This is a genomic window from Xanthomonas sp. JAI131, from assembly GCF_013410075.1.
GTDB classification, from domain to species: Bacteria; Pseudomonadota; Gammaproteobacteria; order Xanthomonadales; family Xanthomonadaceae; genus Xanthomonas_A; species Xanthomonas_A bonasiae.
In genome coordinates, this window is sequence record NZ_JACCCN010000002.1 from 1,269,623 (window position 1) to 1,286,569 (window position 16,947).

Annotated in this window: 14 protein-coding genes; 12 read left to right on the forward strand and 2 right to left on the reverse strand. The window is 68.8% G+C overall.

Annotated features, from left to right (window positions below):
• Positions 1–137: 137 nt before the first annotated feature.
• Positions 138–893, forward strand: coding sequence for a DUF4440 domain-containing protein (locus HDC36_RS12040; protein ID WP_179567541.1), 756 nt, complete (start codon positions 138–140; stop codon positions 891–893).
• Between the two features lie 30 nt (positions 894–923).
• On the opposite strand, the gene HDC36_RS12045 is transcribed toward HDC36_RS12040, so the two are convergent.
• Positions 924–1,394 (reverse strand): hypothetical protein, encoded by a 471-nt coding sequence (locus tag HDC36_RS12045; protein ID WP_179568065.1) that lies wholly within the window; start codon positions 1,392–1,394, stop codon positions 924–926.
• Between the two features lie 433 nt (positions 1,395–1,827).
• Here HDC36_RS12045 and HDC36_RS12050 point away from each other — a divergent pair, with 433 nt between their 5' ends.
• The 6 genes from HDC36_RS12050 (at position 1,828) to HDC36_RS12075 (ending at position 10,971) form a co-directional block, all read left to right on the forward strand.
• On the forward strand, positions 1,828–2,682 hold the full coding sequence (locus HDC36_RS12050) for an IclR family transcriptional regulator (protein WP_179567543.1): 855 nt from the start codon (positions 1,828–1,830) through the stop codon (positions 2,680–2,682).
• A 103-nt stretch (positions 2,683–2,785) separates the two neighbouring features.
• Positions 2,786–4,183, forward strand: coding sequence for an MFS transporter (locus HDC36_RS12055; RefSeq protein ID WP_179567545.1), 1,398 nt, complete (start codon positions 2,786–2,788; stop codon positions 4,181–4,183).
• A 114-nt stretch (positions 4,184–4,297) separates the two neighbouring features.
• Positions 4,298–5,227, forward strand: a complete 930-nt coding sequence (locus tag HDC36_RS12060; RefSeq protein ID WP_179567547.1) for a dihydrodipicolinate synthase family protein — start codon at positions 4,298–4,300, stop codon at positions 5,225–5,227.
• 283 nt (positions 5,228–5,510) lie between these two features.
• On the forward strand, positions 5,511–6,806 hold the full coding sequence (locus tag HDC36_RS12065; RefSeq protein WP_179567549.1) for a carbohydrate porin: 1,296 nt from the start codon (positions 5,511–5,513) through the stop codon (positions 6,804–6,806).
• Positions 6,807–7,096: 290 nt separating this feature from the next.
• Positions 7,097–7,801: a TetR/AcrR family transcriptional regulator gene (locus tag HDC36_RS12070; protein WP_179567551.1), complete on the forward strand. Its 705-nt coding sequence runs from the start codon at positions 7,097–7,099 to the stop codon at positions 7,799–7,801.
• Entirely contained in the window at positions 7,798–10,971 is a 3,174-nt protein-coding gene (locus HDC36_RS12075; RefSeq protein WP_179567560.1) for a cytochrome P450, read from the forward strand. Before HDC36_RS12070 ends, HDC36_RS12075 begins: the two co-directional genes overlap by 4 nt.
• 319 nt (positions 10,972–11,290) lie before the next feature.
• Here the strand turns inward: HDC36_RS12075 and HDC36_RS12080 are convergent, their stop codons facing one another.
• A complete protein-coding gene (locus HDC36_RS12080; protein WP_179567562.1) occupies positions 11,291–11,446 on the reverse strand; it encodes a hypothetical protein in 156 nt (51 codons plus the stop codon).
• Between the two features lie 275 nt (positions 11,447–11,721).
• Here HDC36_RS12080 and HDC36_RS12085 point away from each other — a divergent pair, with 275 nt between their 5' ends.
• The 5 genes from HDC36_RS12085 to HDC36_RS12105 all read left to right on the forward strand — a co-directional run bounded on the left by HDC36_RS12085 (position 11,722) and on the right by HDC36_RS12105 (position 16,945).
• Positions 11,722–12,201 carry a VOC family protein gene (locus tag HDC36_RS12085; RefSeq protein WP_179567564.1) on the forward strand — a complete coding sequence of 160 codons (480 nt, stop codon included), beginning with the start codon at positions 11,722–11,724 and terminating at the stop codon, positions 12,199–12,201.
• A 401-nt stretch (positions 12,202–12,602) separates the two neighbouring features.
• On the forward strand, positions 12,603–14,120 hold the full coding sequence (locus tag HDC36_RS12090) for an FAD-dependent monooxygenase (protein ID WP_179567566.1): 1,518 nt from the start codon (positions 12,603–12,605) through the stop codon (positions 14,118–14,120).
• 12 nt (positions 14,121–14,132) lie between these two features.
• The gene (locus HDC36_RS12095; protein ID WP_179567568.1) at positions 14,133–14,774 is read left to right on the forward strand and encodes a TetR/AcrR family transcriptional regulator; all 642 of its coding nucleotides are present in this window, start codon (positions 14,133–14,135) and stop codon (positions 14,772–14,774) included.
• A 200-nt stretch (positions 14,775–14,974) separates the two neighbouring features.
• Entirely contained in the window at positions 14,975–15,844 is an 870-nt protein-coding gene (locus HDC36_RS12100) for an MBL fold metallo-hydrolase (RefSeq protein WP_255432693.1), read from the forward strand.
• Positions 15,845–16,093: 249 nt separating this feature from the next.
• Entirely contained in the window at positions 16,094–16,945 is an 852-nt protein-coding gene (locus tag HDC36_RS12105; protein ID WP_179567572.1) for a helix-turn-helix transcriptional regulator, read from the forward strand.
• Positions 16,946–16,947: the final 2 nt, after the last annotated feature.

Consider the following 16,947-nt stretch of genomic DNA (forward strand, 5'->3'; position numbering starts at 1 on the left):
ATCCGCATCCTTCACGCGTTTGCGATCGCGTGAGGCGCACGCGTCGGCCTTGCCGCCCCATTCGTGCACATGACGTACTGCACGCGCCGCCGGCGCGGAAGTGCGCTGCAATCGCGGTCCTGCTGCAGGAGCCCGCCATGCGCTTTCGCCACCTTGTCCTGTGCGTGCTGCTGAGCCTGAGCGGCGCCGCAACCGCGGCCGAGGACGACGCAGCGGCGGTGCGCGCCGCCGATGCGCGCTACTGGCAGGCCTACAACGCCTGCGACATGCGTGCGATGGGCGAGCTGCTCACCGACGACGTGGAGTTCTACCACGACAGGACCGGCCTCACCGCGTCCAGGCCCGCGGTGCTGCAATCCCTGCGCAACGGCCCCTGCGCCGACCCGGCGATGCACCTGCGCCGCGAGGCCGTCGCCGACAGCCTGCAGTTCCATCCGCTGGCCGGCGGCTTCGCGCTGCTGTCGGGCACGCACCGCTTCTACGTGCAGCGCGACGGCAAGCCCGAGCAGTTGGACGGCCAGGCCGAGTTCACCAATCTCTGGCAAGCGGTCGACGGCCACTGGCGCATGCGCCGCATCTACAGCTATGCGCACGGCGCGGTGACTTACGTAGCGCCCGCCACGCATCTGACGTTGGCGCCCGACATCCTGGCCGGCTACGCCGGCACCTATCTCGGCCAGAAGGTCGGCGACATCCGCGTCGCCGTGGAAGGCGACCATCTGAAGCTCACTGCGGGCGCGCTGGTCATCACCCTGCGCGCCGAATCGCCGACGCGCTTCTTCGCCGAGGAACGCGACCTGCGCTTCGTGTTCGCGCCGGCAGCGGATGGACGCGTGCGCCAGCTGAGCGTGTACGAGAACGGCGCCATCGTCGAGACCGCAACCGCGCAGTGAGGCAGCGGCGGCGGCCTCGCGTGCTGCGGTTCAACGCCGATGCAGCACGGACACTTCGATGAAGTCGGCGGTGCTGCGTTTCAGATAGACCCGATAGGTGCCTTGTCCGGCAATCGGCACATCGAAGCCGTCGCCCGGCGACAGCCCTGCGCGCTCGACCGGCGCACCCACGCGCGGCGTCGCCCGCAACCGCGTCCTCCCGCCATCGCCGCCGCGCGTGGCATTGGTCACCGTCAGCGCGCCCTCCCATAGGACGCGGCTGTCGCCCTGCAACAGGCTGAACTCAATCGAGGGCGAACTGGCCGCCGGCTTGCACGCGGCGGCCTGCGCTTCGGCCAAACGCCGCTCCAGCGGCTTGACCTCCACGTACTGCACGCATCCGTAAGTGCCGCTGACCAGCACCAGCACCGCCGACACCTCGGCGGCGGCGCGTTTGAACGACAGCGTCTGCCACCATTTCTGCGCAGGCGGTTGCGGCGGCTGACGGTTCGTTCGGGCCATGCACGCCACGCTATCGGCGCCGCGCTCGCTTGTCTGTTAGCACGGCTTGCGCCGCGAATCCGCAGACACGTCCGTCTACACGGCGCTCCGCAGTCCATCTCGCATCGATGGAAGGACGACAGGACCGGCGGAGGGTCGAGCGCCGACACGGCATGGCGAAACCGCTCGATCGGGCATGGCGCCGATCACCATCCAGATGGCCTTGGCCAGCATCGTCGCGCGCCGCGCGGTCGCATTGCCACCCGCACCCGCACCCGCGGCTGTGCCGCGCCCACCACGCATGTTGCGGCGCAACTTGACGCGGCAAGGGCGCCGGCAGAATCTTGGCATGTACTTTCGAAATAATTTTCGCAATCCGAAACACGCTTGTCAAGCGACACCAGCCAGCCGGTTCGGCAAGCTGGCGACGCACGATAGCCACCAGGACATGCCGATGACCAAGACCATCCCCCCAGGCGCGTTGGACGCCGCCGCCGAGGACAGCGGCGACGCAGCGGACAAGAAGCTGCGCAGCACCGTGCAATCGCTGGCGAAGGGGTTCCGGGTGCTCGAAGCGTTTTCCTCCGAACACGAGGAACTGTCGCTGAGCCAGATCGCGGCGCTGGCCAGGCTCGATCCGGGGACCACGTTCCGCATGCTCAACACGCTGGTCGAGCTGGGCTACGTGAATCGCCTTCCGGAAAGCCGCCGCTTCCGCCTGACCCTGAAAGTGCTGGACCTCGGCTTCCACGCCATCGCCCGCCGCGACCTGCGCAGCGTGGTGCGGCCGTTGCTGCGCGCGCTGGTCAGCGACGTCAACGAAGCGGCCAGCTTCGCGGTGCTGCAGGGTCCCGACGTGCTCTACATCGAACGGGTGCGTGCCGGCATCACCCGGCTGGGCGTGGACATCCGCATCGGCACCACCGTGCCCAGCACCCGCACCGCGATCGGCCTGGCCATGCTCGCGCATCTGTCGCCGGCGGAAGTGACGCGGGTGACCGGAGTGAACGTGCACGCGCCGCACGCGCCGGAGATCGCCGCCATGCTCGGCACCTTCGACCGCATCCGCCGCGACAACTACGTGATCCTCGATTCGATGCTGACCGAGGGGTTGCGCGTGCTGGCGGTGCCGGTGCTGGATGCCGACGCCTATCCGCTCGGCGCGATCAGCGTCGCCGCGCCGTCGGTGCGCACCAGCCACGACGAACTGCTCAACACCGCCCTCCAACCCACCCTGCTCGCGGCCAAGGACATCGCCTTCGCGATCCAGGCCAGCGGGAGCGTCGCCGTGACCGCACCCAGCACCTGACCGTCCGGGCGCCCGCCCGGCCCCCTGCAATCCGACCGCTTCGTGGACGCTCCGGCGCCCGCGCCGGGTTCTCCTTGTCCTGCGAGAGGCAGCAACGATGCTCATGCCCACCACCACCGCCAACGCCGCCACCGCCCGTTCGCTACCGCCCGCCGAGGCGCAGGCGGAAATCGGCGCCCGGCTCGAACGCCTGCCCATCACCCGCCAGGTCTGGTGGGCGCGCAACATCGTCGGCGCCGCCACCTTCTTCGACGGCTACACGGTGATCGCCATCGCCTACGCGATGCCGGTGCTGGCCAAGGAGTGGAACCTGTCGCCGGCGCAGATCGGCATGATCCTGTCGGCCGGCTACCTGGGCCAGTTGCTCGGCTCGGTGTTCTTCGGCTGGCTGGCCGAGCGCATCGGCCGCCTACACGTGCTGCTGTTCACCATCCTGCTGTTCGTGTCGATGGACGTGGCCTGCCTGTTCGCCGGCGGCGCCGCGGCGATGATGGCGTTCCGCTTCATCCAGGGCATCGGCACCGGCGGCGAAGTGCCGGTGGCCAGCGCCTACATCAACGAACTGATCGGCTCGAAGAAGCGCGGCCGCTTCTTCCTGCTGTACGAAGTGATGTTCCTGCTGGGCCTGGTCGCCGCCGGCGGCATCGGCTACTTCATGGTGCCGGCCTACGGCTGGAAGGCGATGTTCATGGTCGGGCTGATCCCGGCGCTGGTCATGATCCCGCTGCGCTTCTTCATGTTCGAATCGCCGCGCTGGCTGGCGTCCAAGGGACGTTACGACAAGGCCGACGCGATCGTGTCCGACCTCGAGCGCAGCGCCGAGCGCCGCCACGGCCCGCTGCCGGCGCCGGTGTTCGACCGCAACGCGCTGCCCAAGGCGCAGCGCTCGGACTGGCGCGAACTGTTCGGCAGCGTCTATCTCAAGCGCACGCTGGTGATCTGGTGCCTGTGGTTCTGTTCGTACCTGGTGGCCAACGGCCTCATCACCTGGTTGCCGACGCTGTACCGCCAGCATTTCGGGCTGTCGTTGCAGCAGAGCATCGCCTACGGCTTCCTCACCTCGCTGGCCGGCGTCGCCGCCGCGGTGGTGTGCGCGCTGTCGATCGACCGGGTCGGACGCAAGCGCTGGTACGTCGTCGCCTTCGCCGCCGGCAGCATCCCGCTGCTGGCGCTGGCGATGCTGGGCGGCACCTCGGCGCTGCAGGTGCTGGTGTTCGCGGCGCTGGGCTATGCCGCGGTGCAGACCATCACCTTCTCGCTGTACCTGTATTCGGCCGAGCTCTATCCCACCCGCATCCGTGCCATCGGCACCGGCCTGGGCAGCGCCTGGCTGCGCCTGGGCTCGGCCAGCGGCCCGCTGGTGGTCGGCGCGGTCATCGCCGGCATCGGCCTGCGCTACGTGTTCGTCGCCTTCGCCGCGGTGCTGCTGGCCGGCGCGGCGGTGACGCTGCTGTGCGCGCTGGAAACCAAGGGCAAATCGCTGGAAGAACTCTCGCCCTGAGCCCGGCGCCGGCCGCGGCGGCGCAGGCCGCCGCGCGCCTTCGATGCGTACCACCCCACGTCGAGCCCCGCGTTCGACTCCATCCCCCGTTGACCCGAAGAAGAGGAAAACAGCATGAGCAACATCGACCTGAAAGGCCTGGTTCCCGCGCCCGTCACCCCGTTCACCCGCGACGGCGCCGTCGACTATCCCGCGATCAAGCGCATCGGCAAGTGGCTGGGCGGCATCGAGGGCGTCAAAGGCCTGACCGTGCTCGGCCACGCCGGCGAAGGCACCTTCCTGGAGCGCGACGAGCAGGCCAAGGTGATCGAGGCGTTCCGCGACGCCGTCGACGCCCGCATTCCGATCATCGCCGGCATCACCCTGGAAGGCACCCGGGTGGCCGCCGACGAAGCCAAGCGCGCGGTCGCCGCCGGCGCCTCGGCGGGTCTGATCTATCCCTCGCACGGCTGGCTGCGCTTCGGCTACCAGAAGGGCGCGCCGCAGGATCGCTACAAGGCCATCCACGAAGCCAGCGGCCTGCCGATGATCCTGTTCCAGTACCCGGACGTGACCAAGGCCACCTACAACCTGGAAACGCTGCTGGAGATCGCCGCGCTGCCGGGCGTGATCGCGATGAAGAACGGCGTGCGCAACATGAAGCGCTGGGACACCGAGATCCCGGTGTTCCGCAAGGAGCGGCCGAACGTGCCGGTGCTGACCTGCCACGACGAATACCTGCTGCACACCATGTTCGACGTGGACGGTGCGCTGGTGGGCTACGGCTGCATCGCCCCGGAGCCGCTGATCGAGATGATCGCCGCCGGCAAGGCCAAGGACTACGCCAGGGCACGCGCGCTGCACGACCGCCTGCTGCCGGTGACCAAGAGCGTCTATCACCGCGGCTCACACATGGAAGGCTCGGTCGCGCTGAAGTGGGCGCTGGCCGCACGCGGCCTGCTCGATCACGCCACCGTGCGTTCGCCGCTGCTGCCGCTGGCCGACGGCGCCGACAAGGAAATCGCCGACGCGATGGCCGCCGCCGGCCTCGGCAAGGTGGCCTGACCCGACGGGTTCCATCCAGTCCGATGGGCCGCGCAGTGGCGCGGCCCATCCGCTGCGCCGATGGCTCGCGGATCGGCGCCGCGCACCGCGTTTTGTGCTGTGTCACCGCGTCTTTTGCCGGTCCCCCCACAGATCTGCGCACAGGCCGTGTCCGTCGCCGACGGACGCGACGCTGTCCTGCGGCTCCACGACCGGAAGGTGTCTCCCCTTCGCGCACTGCCGCGACGCCGCGCACCTGCCGCGCACGTCCAGCGGGCGCATCGTCTCGTCCGTGGAGCGTCCCATGTCCCGAACCCTCTCTTTTGTCTCGTTGCTGGCAGCCGCTGCCCTTCCCGCCACCGCCATGGCCGCCGATACCGATGGATGGCTGGACGAACACGGCATCGCGCCGCGCTTCGTCTGGTCCAACGACTATGCGCGCAACGCCGATGGCGGCCTGTCGCGCGGCGATCGCAATGCCGGCGGCGTGGTCGCCGGCGCCGACCTGGATCTGCAGCGCCTGTTCGGCATTCCCGGCGCCACCCTGCACGTCACCGGCGCCTGGTACTACGGCAACAGCCTGTCGCAGCGCCAGATCGGCAACGGCGTCAAGGTGCAGGGCTACTGGTACCAGCAGCAGCAAGCGCAACTGGCGCAGCTGACCTGGGAACAGGCGTTCGACGATGGCCGCTGGCAACTCGTCGCCGGACGCATGAACACCACCTGGCAATTCGCGCGCAGCCGCTACGGTTGCCGCTTCGTCGGCGCATCGGATTGCCCGTTCCAGCTGAGCCAGGCCGATGGCGGCTTCGTCGGCTTTCCCTACGTCAACTGGGGCGCGAAGCTGCGCTACAAGCCCGATGCACGCTATGTCTCGGTCGGCGCGTTCGAACTCAATCCGCAGCGCAAGAACAACGACGGCCTGGACTGGAGCACCGCCGACAGCAGCGGCGTGCTCGGCACCCTGGAAGTCGGCTACGAGCCCGACCCCGCGCTGGGCCGGGGCGCGCCGCGCTACGTGGCCGGCGTCTGGTACAACTCGGCCGACTACAGCGACCTGCGCTACAACCGGAGCGGCGGATTGCGCGGCCTGGTCGGCGGGCAGGCGCGCATGTACGACGGCGGTCGCTGGGGCACCTACGTGATGGGCGAACGCGCGCTCTACCGGCCGCAGGGCATGGCCGGCAAGCGCATGCTGGTCGCGTTCGGCAACATCGCCGCGCCGCTGGATGCGCGCCAGGTGTACGACCTGCAGGTCACCGCCGGCCTGTACTACAGCGGCCCGTTCACCTCGCGGCCCGGCGACGGATTCGGTGCGGTCGCCAACTACTACCGCTTCAGCGCCGACCAGCAGGGCTACATGAACGACCTGCTGCGCAAGCGCGGTGCCGCGCCGGACATCTCGCGCAACGAGACCATCTTCGAACTCAACTACAGCTATCGCGTCGCGCAGTTGCCGCTGTCGCTGGTTCCGAACGTCCAGTACATCGTCAATCCCGACATCCTGGGCAATACCGCCGCGCGCCGCGCGCCGGATAACGCGCTGGTGATCGGCCTGCGGGTAATGGTCAACATCGGCGGGCTGGGCACCCCGAAGTGAAGCGCATGCGGGCCGCACCGCGATAGCGGCAGGCGCTGCGGCTTGCAGCGCTTGCACGGCCGCGCGCCCACCAGGCTGCATGCCGATCGGGCCGCGCCTGCGGCACGGATGGACACGTATTTCACCGCAGTTCGCGCCACGGCGCACCGTCCGCTTCTCGGGCAGGAACGCGGCGATGCCGCGCCTGCGCCAGCAGCCGCGCAAACGCTCTGCCTGCTGAACGGCCAAGTTGCAAAGGTCGCCGACTGCCATTAAATGTACAACTGAACATTTACGCAGGAGCGCCGACCATGGCGACAAAGCCACTCCCGCGCCCCCGCGGCCGCCCGAGCAAGGACCAGGCCGACGGCCGCCAGGCGCTGCTGGCGGCGGCCACCGCCAGCTTCGCCCGGTACGGCTTCGAGCGGGCCGATATCCGCACCATCGCCGCCGCCGCAGGGGTGAGCCCGAGCCTGGTGCGCGTGCATTTCGGCAGCAAGGCCGAGCTGTGGAACGCCTGCGTGAACCAGCTCGCACAGGACGTCGTCCCGCGCCTCGACGCCATGGCGACGCTGACCCGCCACGACCAGCGCCCGCTGCACGAGCGGCTGACGGACGCCATCCTGATCATGGCCGCCTTCTACGAGGCCAATCCCGCGGTCCGCGACTTCGTCGCGCGCGTGGTGTCGGAACGCCCAGAGCGCGCCACCGTCGTCGCCGAGCGCCTGCTGCGTCCCTCCTACGAGGCCGGCCATGCGCTGATCCTTGCCGGCATCGAGGCCGGCATCGTGAAGGCGACGCATCCGGCGCTGTTCTTCGTCCTGCTCAACAGCATGCTGAGCCAGCCGCCGGAGTTCCCGCAGCTGCTGGCGCGGCTGGCCCCGGAGATCGCGGCCGGCGAGGCGCGAGCGCGGCTGGTCGACACCGTCCTCGCCACCCTGCTGCATTCCCCGCATCGCGACACCGGTCGCGCGCCGGTCGCGCCACTGCACGCTCCCCAGGAAGGCACCCCATGACGCAGACCATCCCGCAACCGCGTTCGCTGCCGCTGCTCGGCAATTTCCACCATCTCGATGGCGATGCGCCGGTGCAGAGCCTGATGCGGCTGGCCAAGGTGCACGGCCCGATCTTTCGCCTGAACAGCGGACCGCTGTCGCTGACCGTGCTGAGCGGACAGGACCTGGTGGACGAGGTCTGCGACGAAACCCGCTTCGAGAAGAAGTTGCACCGTCCGCTGCAGACGTTGCGCGACCTCGGCGGCGACGGCCTGTTCACCGCCTACAACGACGAACCCAACTGGGCCAAGGCGCACCGGCTGTTGATGCCCGCATTCGGTCCGATCGGCGTGCGCGCGATGTTCGGGCGCATGGAGGACATCGCCGAACAGATGCTGCAGCGCTGGGAGCGGTTCGGCCCGGACGCGGTGATCGACGTGGCCGACAACATGACCCGGCTGACGCTCGACACGATCGCGTTGTGCGCCTTCGACTACCGCTTCAACAGCTTCTACCAGAACGAGATGCACCCCTTCGTCGCGGCGATGGTGGGCGCGTTGGCCGAGGCCGGATCGCGCGCGCGCCGGCCCGACATCGCCAACCGCCTGCTCGCGCCCGGCCGGCGCCGCTACGAGGCCGACCTGGCGATGATCCGCGGCGTCGCCGACACCTTGATCGCCGAGCGCCGGGCCGACCCGAACGCGGCCGCGCGCGACGACCTGCTCAACCTGATGCTGTACGGACGCGACCAGGCGACCGGCGAGGCGCTGTCGGACGAGAACATCCGCTACCAGATGGTGACCTTCCTGATCGCCGGCCACGAGACCACCAGCGGCCTGCTGTCGTTCGCGCTGTATCTGCTGCTGCGCCACCCGGCGGCGATGGCACGCGCGCGCCAGGCGGTGGACGCCGCGCTGGGCACGCAGCCGCCGCAGGTCGAGGACCTGGCCAGACTGCGCTACATCGAGCAGATCCTGCAGGAAACCCTGCGGCTGTGGCCGACCGCCCCGGCGTTTGCGGTCGCGGCGCGCGAGGCGACCACGCTGGCCGGCCGCTATGCGGTGACGCCGCAGGACACCCTGCTCGTCCTGATTCCCACCCTGCATCGGGATCCGAAGGTGTGGGAGGATCCGGAGGCCTTCCGGCCGGAGCGCTTCGCGCCCGACGCGGCCGAACGGCTCCCGCCCAATGCCTGGAAACCGTTCGGCAACGGCGCGCGCGCCTGCATCGGGCGCGGCTTCGCGATGCAGGAGGCGCAGCTGGTGCTGAGCATGATCCTGCAACGTTTCGACCTGGACCAGGTCGATCCGAACTACCAGCTCGACGTCGCGGAAACCCTGACCCTGAAGCCGGACGGCTTCCGCATCCGCGCGCGCCGGCGCGACGACCTCGCGCTGCGCCGCCGCAGCGCGGTGCCGTCCGCGCCGCAGAAAGTCCTGGCACCGGCCACCACGCCGGCCCCCGCCAGCACGGCAGCGGGGACGCCGCTGCTGGTGCTGTACGGCGGCAATTCCGGCTCGTGCGAGGCGTTCGCGCAGCGCATCGGCGGCGACGCCGCCGCGCAGGGCTATGCGCCGGTGGTCGCGCCGCTGGACGACCATGTCGGCCGCCTGCCGCGCGACCGCGCGGTGGTGGTGGTCACCTCGTCCTACGAAGGCCAGCCACCGGACAATGCGCGCCGCTTCCTCGCGTGGGTGGAAGCGCTGGCCCCCGGCGATCTGGCCGGCGTGCGCTACGCCGTGTTCGGATCCGGCAACCGGCAATGGGCGCGCACCTACCAGGCGATTCCGAAACGGGTGGATGCCGCGCTGGAGGCGGCCGGTGCCGCACGCGTCAGACCCCGCGGCGAAACCGACGCCGGCGGCGATTTCTTCGGCGGCTTCGATGCCTGGTACGCCGGCCTGTGGCCGGACCTCGGCCAGGCGCTGGGCAAGGCGACGCAGGAGCACACCGCGCAGGCGCTGGAGGTGCAGATCGTGCCGGCCGCACGGCTCGGCGCGTTGCGGCTGAGCGAACTCGACCATGGGCGCATCGTCGACAATCGCGAACTGGTCGACATGTCCGCGCCGTTCGCGCGCTCCAAGCGCCACATCGAGATCGCCCTGCCCGAGGGCATGCGCTACCGCACCGGCGACTATCTCGCGGTGCTGCCGCGCAACCCCGCCGCGCAGGTCGAGCGCGTGCTGCGGCGCTTCGGCCTGGCCAGCGATACCCAGGTCATCATCGGCCAGCGGCCTGGTGCCGCATCCGGCCTGCCCAGCGGCTATCCGGTCGCGCTGGCGCAGGTGCTCGCCGACTACGTGGAACTGGCGCAACCGGCCACGCGCGCGCAGGTCGCGCAACTGGCCGCCGCCACGCGTTGCCCGCCCGATCGCGCCGCACTGGAAACGCTGGCCGCCGAGCCGGCCTATACCGACGAGGTGCTCGCCAGGAAGACCAGCCTGCTCGATCTGCTGGAGCGCTTCCCCGCCTGCGAACTGGCGCTGGGCGCGTTTCTCGGCGCGCTTCCGGCCATGCGCGCGCGGCAATATTCCATTTCCTCCTCGCCGCTGCGCGACCCGGCGCAGTGTTCGCTGACCGTGGCCGTGCTCGACGCGCCGGCGCTGTCGGGGATCGGGCGACGCCGCGGCGTGGCCTCCACCTATCTGGCAGGTCTCGAAGCGGGCGCGCTGGTGTCGGTCGCGGTGCGGCCTTCGCAGGCGAGCTTCCACCCGCCGGAAGATCCGGCCACGCCGATCATCCTGGTCTGCGCCGGCAGCGGCATCGCCCCGTTCCATGGCTTCCTGCAGGAACGCGCGATCCAGAAGGCGGGCGGGCGCGAGGTCGGCGACGCCCTGCTGTTCTTCGGCATCGACCATCCCGACGTCGACTGCCTGTACAAGGACGAATTGCAACGCTGGCAAGACATGGGCGTGGTCGATGTCCGCCTGGCCTTCTCGCAGGCGCCGCAGGACGGCGTGGCCTATGTCCAGCACCGCATGTGGCAGGACCGCGAGCGCGTATCGGCGCTGTTCCAGCAAGGCGCCACCGTGTTCGTGTGCGGCGACGGCGAGCACATGGCGCCGGCGGTGCGCGACACCTTCGTGCGCATCTATCGCGACAGCATGGGCGTCAGCAACGAAGCGGCGAATGCCTGGGCCGACCGTATCGAACGCGAACACGGCCGCTACGTGGCGGACATTTTCTCGTGACGGCGAGGACGGTCAGGGCCGCCTGGCGGACAGCAACGGAGGCCGTCGCCCACGACTGTGCTCGTGCGGGGAGCATGGCTTACGGCATGCGCTGACGGCGTTCGTTCCGGACAGCGCACGCACCCGACATCGCCTTGTGCGATGGTCAACGCGACGCCAAGCCAGGCTGGATTCCTCCACACGCGCGGCGCGCACGATCAGCGTGGCGTTCTCACATCCGATTGCAGGCGGGAAAACCGCAGGAACAGCGGCATTCGGATTGCCGCGTCGCGACAGGACGCTCGCGGCAGCGCGCCATGCGCACGCCGGCCATGCAACGCTACTTCTTCAGCGACGCATCGTCGCCGGACTTCGTCGCGGCTGCGTCCTTGGCCGGGCGGTCGCGATTCTTCTTGGCCCGGGTGACCAGATAGAAGGCCGATCCGACGAACAGGATGAACAGTCCGGCGACCCATGGCATCAGCGTGGTGTCCATGCAAAGCTCCGTGTGGTTGTGCGGCCTCTAAAACACCACACCGCAGGTGAAGGGCTTGCTAGCCCGTGCCCGCCTCGACGGCCCGCGGCCCGCGCCGGCCCGCATGCGCCATGCTGCCGTGCGACATGCCTTCCTGCGCCATCCGTCGCCTAATCGTGCCGCAGCAGCCAGCGGGCACATGCCGGCAGCGTGTCGCATGCGCGCCACGGCTGTCGCCTGTCGCGCAGCGGCCACGCCATTCGATGCGGTATCCCTGTCCATTCAGGAGAGTCCAGATGATCAGCAAGAACACCATTTGCCTCTGGTTCGACGGCACCGCGCTGGAGGCCGCAACGTTCTACGCCGAGACCTTTCCCGACAGTGCGGTAAAGGCGGTGCACCACGCGCCCGGCGACTACCCCGCAGGCAAGCAGGGCGACGTGCTGACGGTCGAGTTCAGCGTGCTCGGCATTCCCTGCCTCGGCCTCAATGCCGGCCCCGCGTTCCCGCATAGCCAGGCGTTCTCGTTCCAGGTGGCGACCGACGACCAGGCCGAGACCGACCGCCTGTGGAACGCCATCGTCGGCAACGGCGGCCAGGAAAACGCCTGCGGCTGGTGCAAGGACAAGTGGGGCGTGTCGTGGCAGATCACCCCGCGCGTACTGACCGCCGCGGTCACCGATCCCGATCCGGCGGTGGCCAGGCGCGCGTTCGAGGCGATGATGGGCATGATCAAGATCGACATCGCCGCGATCGAAGCCGCACGGCGCGGCTGAGCCCGCCTGTGGCCCGCGAGCCGGTCCGCCGCCGCGAACGACGCTCGTCTCCCGCCACCATCTCGTAGCTGGTGCTGCGTCTCCCGCCAGGGATCTGCGCAGCACGCCACGCTGCGCCCGTTCCGCGATGCCGCGCAATGCGGTGTCGCTGTCGCATTCGGCCAGCGCCGCCACTTGCCGGTGATCAGAAGCCGCCGAACAGGCGAGGCCATGGCCGTACGCACGATCGCCGCATTTTCTGCGGACATTGAACGCCGTCATCGCCGCATCGGCACAAGCAGGCTCCGATTTGCGTCGCTTTTGGGAAGACTTCATGCGTCCGCCCAGCGGCCGTTGCTTGACTCCCAGACCTGGGCCTGCAATAAATGACCCATTGGTCATTTATATCGAGGAAGCATGCCATGGCCGAAGTACTGATCGTGGGCGCCGGCCCTACCGGACTCACCCTGGCGTTGTGGCTGACCCGGCAGGGGGTGGGCGTGCGCCTCATCGACAAGAGCGCCGGCCCGGGCGAGACCTCGCGTGCCATGGCGGTGCAGGCGCGCACCCTCGAGCTGTACCGCCAGGTGGGCATTGCGGACGCGGTCGTCGCCGCCGGCCATCGCACCCCGGCGATGAACCTGTGGGCGCGCGGCAAGCGCCGCGCGCGGATCGCACTGCAGGATTCCGCGGCGGGCATCTCGCCCTACCCGTTCGTGCTGGTGTACCCGCAGGACCAGCACGAGCGCCTGCTGATCGCCCAGCTCCAGTCGCTGGGCGTCGCCGTCGAGCGCAACACCGAACTGCTCTCCTTCGAGGACCACGGCGATCGCGTCGCCGCGCGCCTGCGCCTGCCCGACGGCAGCGAGCAGGCCGCGGAGGTGCGCTATCTGGCGGCCTGCGACGGCGCACGCTCGCCGGCGCGTCATCAACTCGGCATCGGTTTCGAAGGCGGCACCTACAGGCAGGTGTTCTATGTCGCCGACGTGGAACTCGGCGGCCTGCAGTCGATGGACGAAGCGCATATCGCACTCGGCGACGGCGATTTCATCCTCGTGCTGGCCTACAGCAACACCGGGCACTACCGGCTGATCGGCACCGTGCGCGACGAGCGTGCCGACCGGGCGGAGAGCCTGACCTTCGGCGACGTCAGCCAGGACGCCATCCGCAACCTCGGCGTGCGCATCGACCAGGTCAACTGGTTCTCGACCTATCGCGTGCACCATCGCGTCGCCGACAGCTTCCGCCACGGCCGCGTGTTCCTGCTCGGCGATGCCGCGCACGTCCACAGCCCGGTCGGCGGCCAGGGCATGAACACCGGCATCCTCGATGCCATCAACCTGTCCTGGAAACTCGCCGACGTGCTCAAGGGCCGCGCGTCCGACGCCGTGCTCGACAGCTACGCCGCCGAACGGCAGGCGTTCGCGCGCAGCCTGGTCAATACCACCGACCGCGCCTTCACCCTGGTCACCGCCGAAGGCAGCGTCGCCGGTTTCGTCAGGACCTACATCGCCCCGACCCTGGCCAGCCTGGCCTACCGGCTGCGCAACGTCAGCGAGCTGATGTTCCGCACCGTGTCGCAGACGATGCTGCACTATCGCGACAGCCCGCTGAGCGCCGGCAGGGCCGGCGCCGTCGAAGGCGGCGATCGCCTGCCGTGGGTGCAGACCGCCGACGCCGACAACTACGCGCCCTTGCCGCAGATCGGCTGGCAGCTGCACCTCTACGGCAGCGCGCCGCCCGAGCTGGATGCATGGTGCGACGCCCGCGGCATCGTCCTGCGCGTCTTCGCATGGCAGCCCGAACATCACGCTGCCGGCTTCGCGCAGGACGCGGCCTATCTGCTGCGCCCCGACGGCTATGTCGCCTTCGCCGCGGCCGATGCATCACTCACGGCGCTGGATGCGTATCGTGTGTCCCACGGATACAGCCTGCACTAGCATCGAGACCGCATGACGCAACCGACGACACCCAAATGGAAACGCCGCAAGGACGACCGCCCTGCGGAGATCCTGAGCGCCGCGCTCGACGCCTTCGCCGAGAACGGCTTTGCCGAGACCAAGCTGGCGGACGTGGCCAAACGCGCGGGCGTGGCGAAAGGCACGCTGTACCTGTACTTCGACAACAAGCAGGACCTGTTCGCCGCGGTCGTGCGCCATGGACTGCTGACCAACCTCGCCCCGATCGAGGCCGCCGCCGCCACCTTCGAAGGCGGGCTCGCCGAACTCACCACCCTGCTGCTGACGCGCGCCGCCGAGCGCATGGGCGACCAACGCCTGCCCGCGATCGTGCGCATGGTGATCGGCGAGAGCCGCGCGTTTCCGGAACTCGCCCGCATCTGGCACGCCGAAGCCATCGACCGGGTGATGTCCACCGTCGCCGGCATCATCGAAAAAGCCCAGGCGCGCGGCGCGGCCCCCGCCGGCGATCCCAAGCTCTACGTGCTGTCGATCATGGGGCCGATGATGATGGCGATGCTGTTCCACCAGGTCTTCGGCAGCGACAGCGCGCACGCGCCGGATCTCGGCGCGCTGGCCGAACAGCATGGGCGGTTGCTGTTGCACGGAATCGAGCCGAGAGCCGGTGTCGGATAAGCCGAAGTCGGGCTTCCCGATCCCTTCCTCGCCGCTCTGCCTGCGCCATCGCCCCCCCCTTCGCACCGATCACCTTTCCGATGAAAAACCCCTACTACAGCGGCCCCGTCAGCGACCACTTCGACGGGGTGCGCTTCTTCAATCCAGGCCAGCCGACCATCGACAACTCGTTGGCAAACGTGCTGCGCTGGAAAGCCGCCATGGGCGCGGTGCGCTGGCCCGCGCAGGTAGCGGTGACGCCCACCGTTCCTGCGCAGCGGAGCGATCGCATCCGCGTCACCATGGTCGGCCATGCCACGCTGCTGATCCAGATGGCCGGCATCAACCTGCTCACCGACCCGGTCTGGTCGCAGCGCGCAAGCCCTTCGCAGATCGCCGGCCCCAAGCGGGTCACGGCACCGGGCGTGAAGCTCTCTGACCTGCCGCCGATCGATGCGGTCCTGCTGAGCCACAACCACTACGATCACTTCGACATCGCGACCTTGCGCAAGCTGCATCGAGCGCATCGCCCGCTGTTCGTGATGCCGCTGGGCAACGACCTCCTGCTGCGCAACAGCGTTCCCGATGCACGGATCGCAACCGGCGACTGGCACGATCGGCTGCCGATCGGCGACACCGCGGCAGTGATCCTCACCCGCGCCAACCACTGGTCGAGCCGCGGCGTGCGCGACCGCAGGATGGCGCTGTGGTGCGGCTTCTTCATCCAGACCGCACGCGGTTCCGTCTGGTTCGCCGGCGATACCGGCTACGGCGATGGCGCCATCTTTCGCGAGATCCGCGCCAGGCACGGCGCACCCGATGTGGCCTTGATCCCCATCGGCGCCTACGCGCCGCGCTGGTTCATGGCGCCCCAGCACATCGACCCCACCGAAGCCGTGCGCATCTTCCAGGACACCGGCGCCCGCCATGCCTTGGGCATTCACTGGGGCACCTTCCAACTCACCGACGAAGGCCGCGAGGAGCCGCGCGAAGCGCTGTCGGACGCGCTACGCCTGGCAGGCGTTGCCGCTGCCAGCTTCGTCGCCGCCGAGCCCGGGCAGGTCTTCGGCTTCGACGATCCGGCGGCGTAGCGCTGCGCACCTGCCGTTTCCTCGTCAATCGATCTGGCGAAGCGGCTTCTTCCCAGGCCGCAACTTCAGCACCCGAACGCCGTGTTCGTCACCCCAGTCAGGAGGAGCCAGGCCCCGAACGCAAGGAATGGTCAGCATGGCTGATCGCACCTTGCCTGCGGAGCAGCTAGACTTAATTGAGCAAGCTAGCGATTATATTTTCCGATTAGGCCAAAGCCTCCTTTTCCATCCGAGGCTCTGCGAGACAACATGTCGAGCATCGCAATCACCGATCTAACTGTGCCCAGGGACGTCGACAGCGTCTCGCGGCCCGTTGTGGCCTTGAGTGCCACATGGGTAACAAAGGACTGGGAAAATGCGAGGCATCAGCACCGCAAGGCGCAGCTGATCTACTCCGTACGCGGCATCCTCAACTGCGAAATCGAAGACGGCGTCTGGATCGTGCCGCCGCAGTGCGCCATCTGGATACCGGGAGACTTGCCGCACGCGGCGCGGGGGGCGGGCGAAACGGAATGCTACTGCCTGTTCGTCGAGCCAGACGCCGCACCGGATCTTCCGAAGACCTGTTGCACGATCTCGGTATCGCCATTGCTACGCGAGTTGCTGTTGAAGGTGGCCGGTTTTCCGGAGCTATATGCGCTGGGGGGACGGGAGGAGCGGTTGATTGCCGCATTGCTCGACGAGTTGGTGGCAGCACCGGTAGAAGACCTGCATCTGCCCATGCCGCGCGACCCGCGATTGCGCCGCCTCGCGGAAATGATGCTGGCCGATCCCACCGACAAAACCTCGAAGGCCGATTGGGCTGTTCGCATCGGCATGAGCGAGCGAAGCATGAGCCGTCTTCTGCTGCACGAAATCGGAATGAGCTTCGGACGCTGGCGTCGGCAGCTGCATGTGATCCTTGCGCTGCAACGTTTGACCAAGGGTGAAAGCGTGCAAACGGTGGCATTGGAGCTGGGGTACGAAAACGCCAGCGGGTTCGTCACCATGTTCCGCAAGGCCGTGGGCAAGCCTCCGGCACGCTACCTCTCCGATCGCATGAGCGGCCCCGAGCTTGCTTCCGTGCCCGGCATCATGCTCCCCGATGAAACCTCGCCCTGACT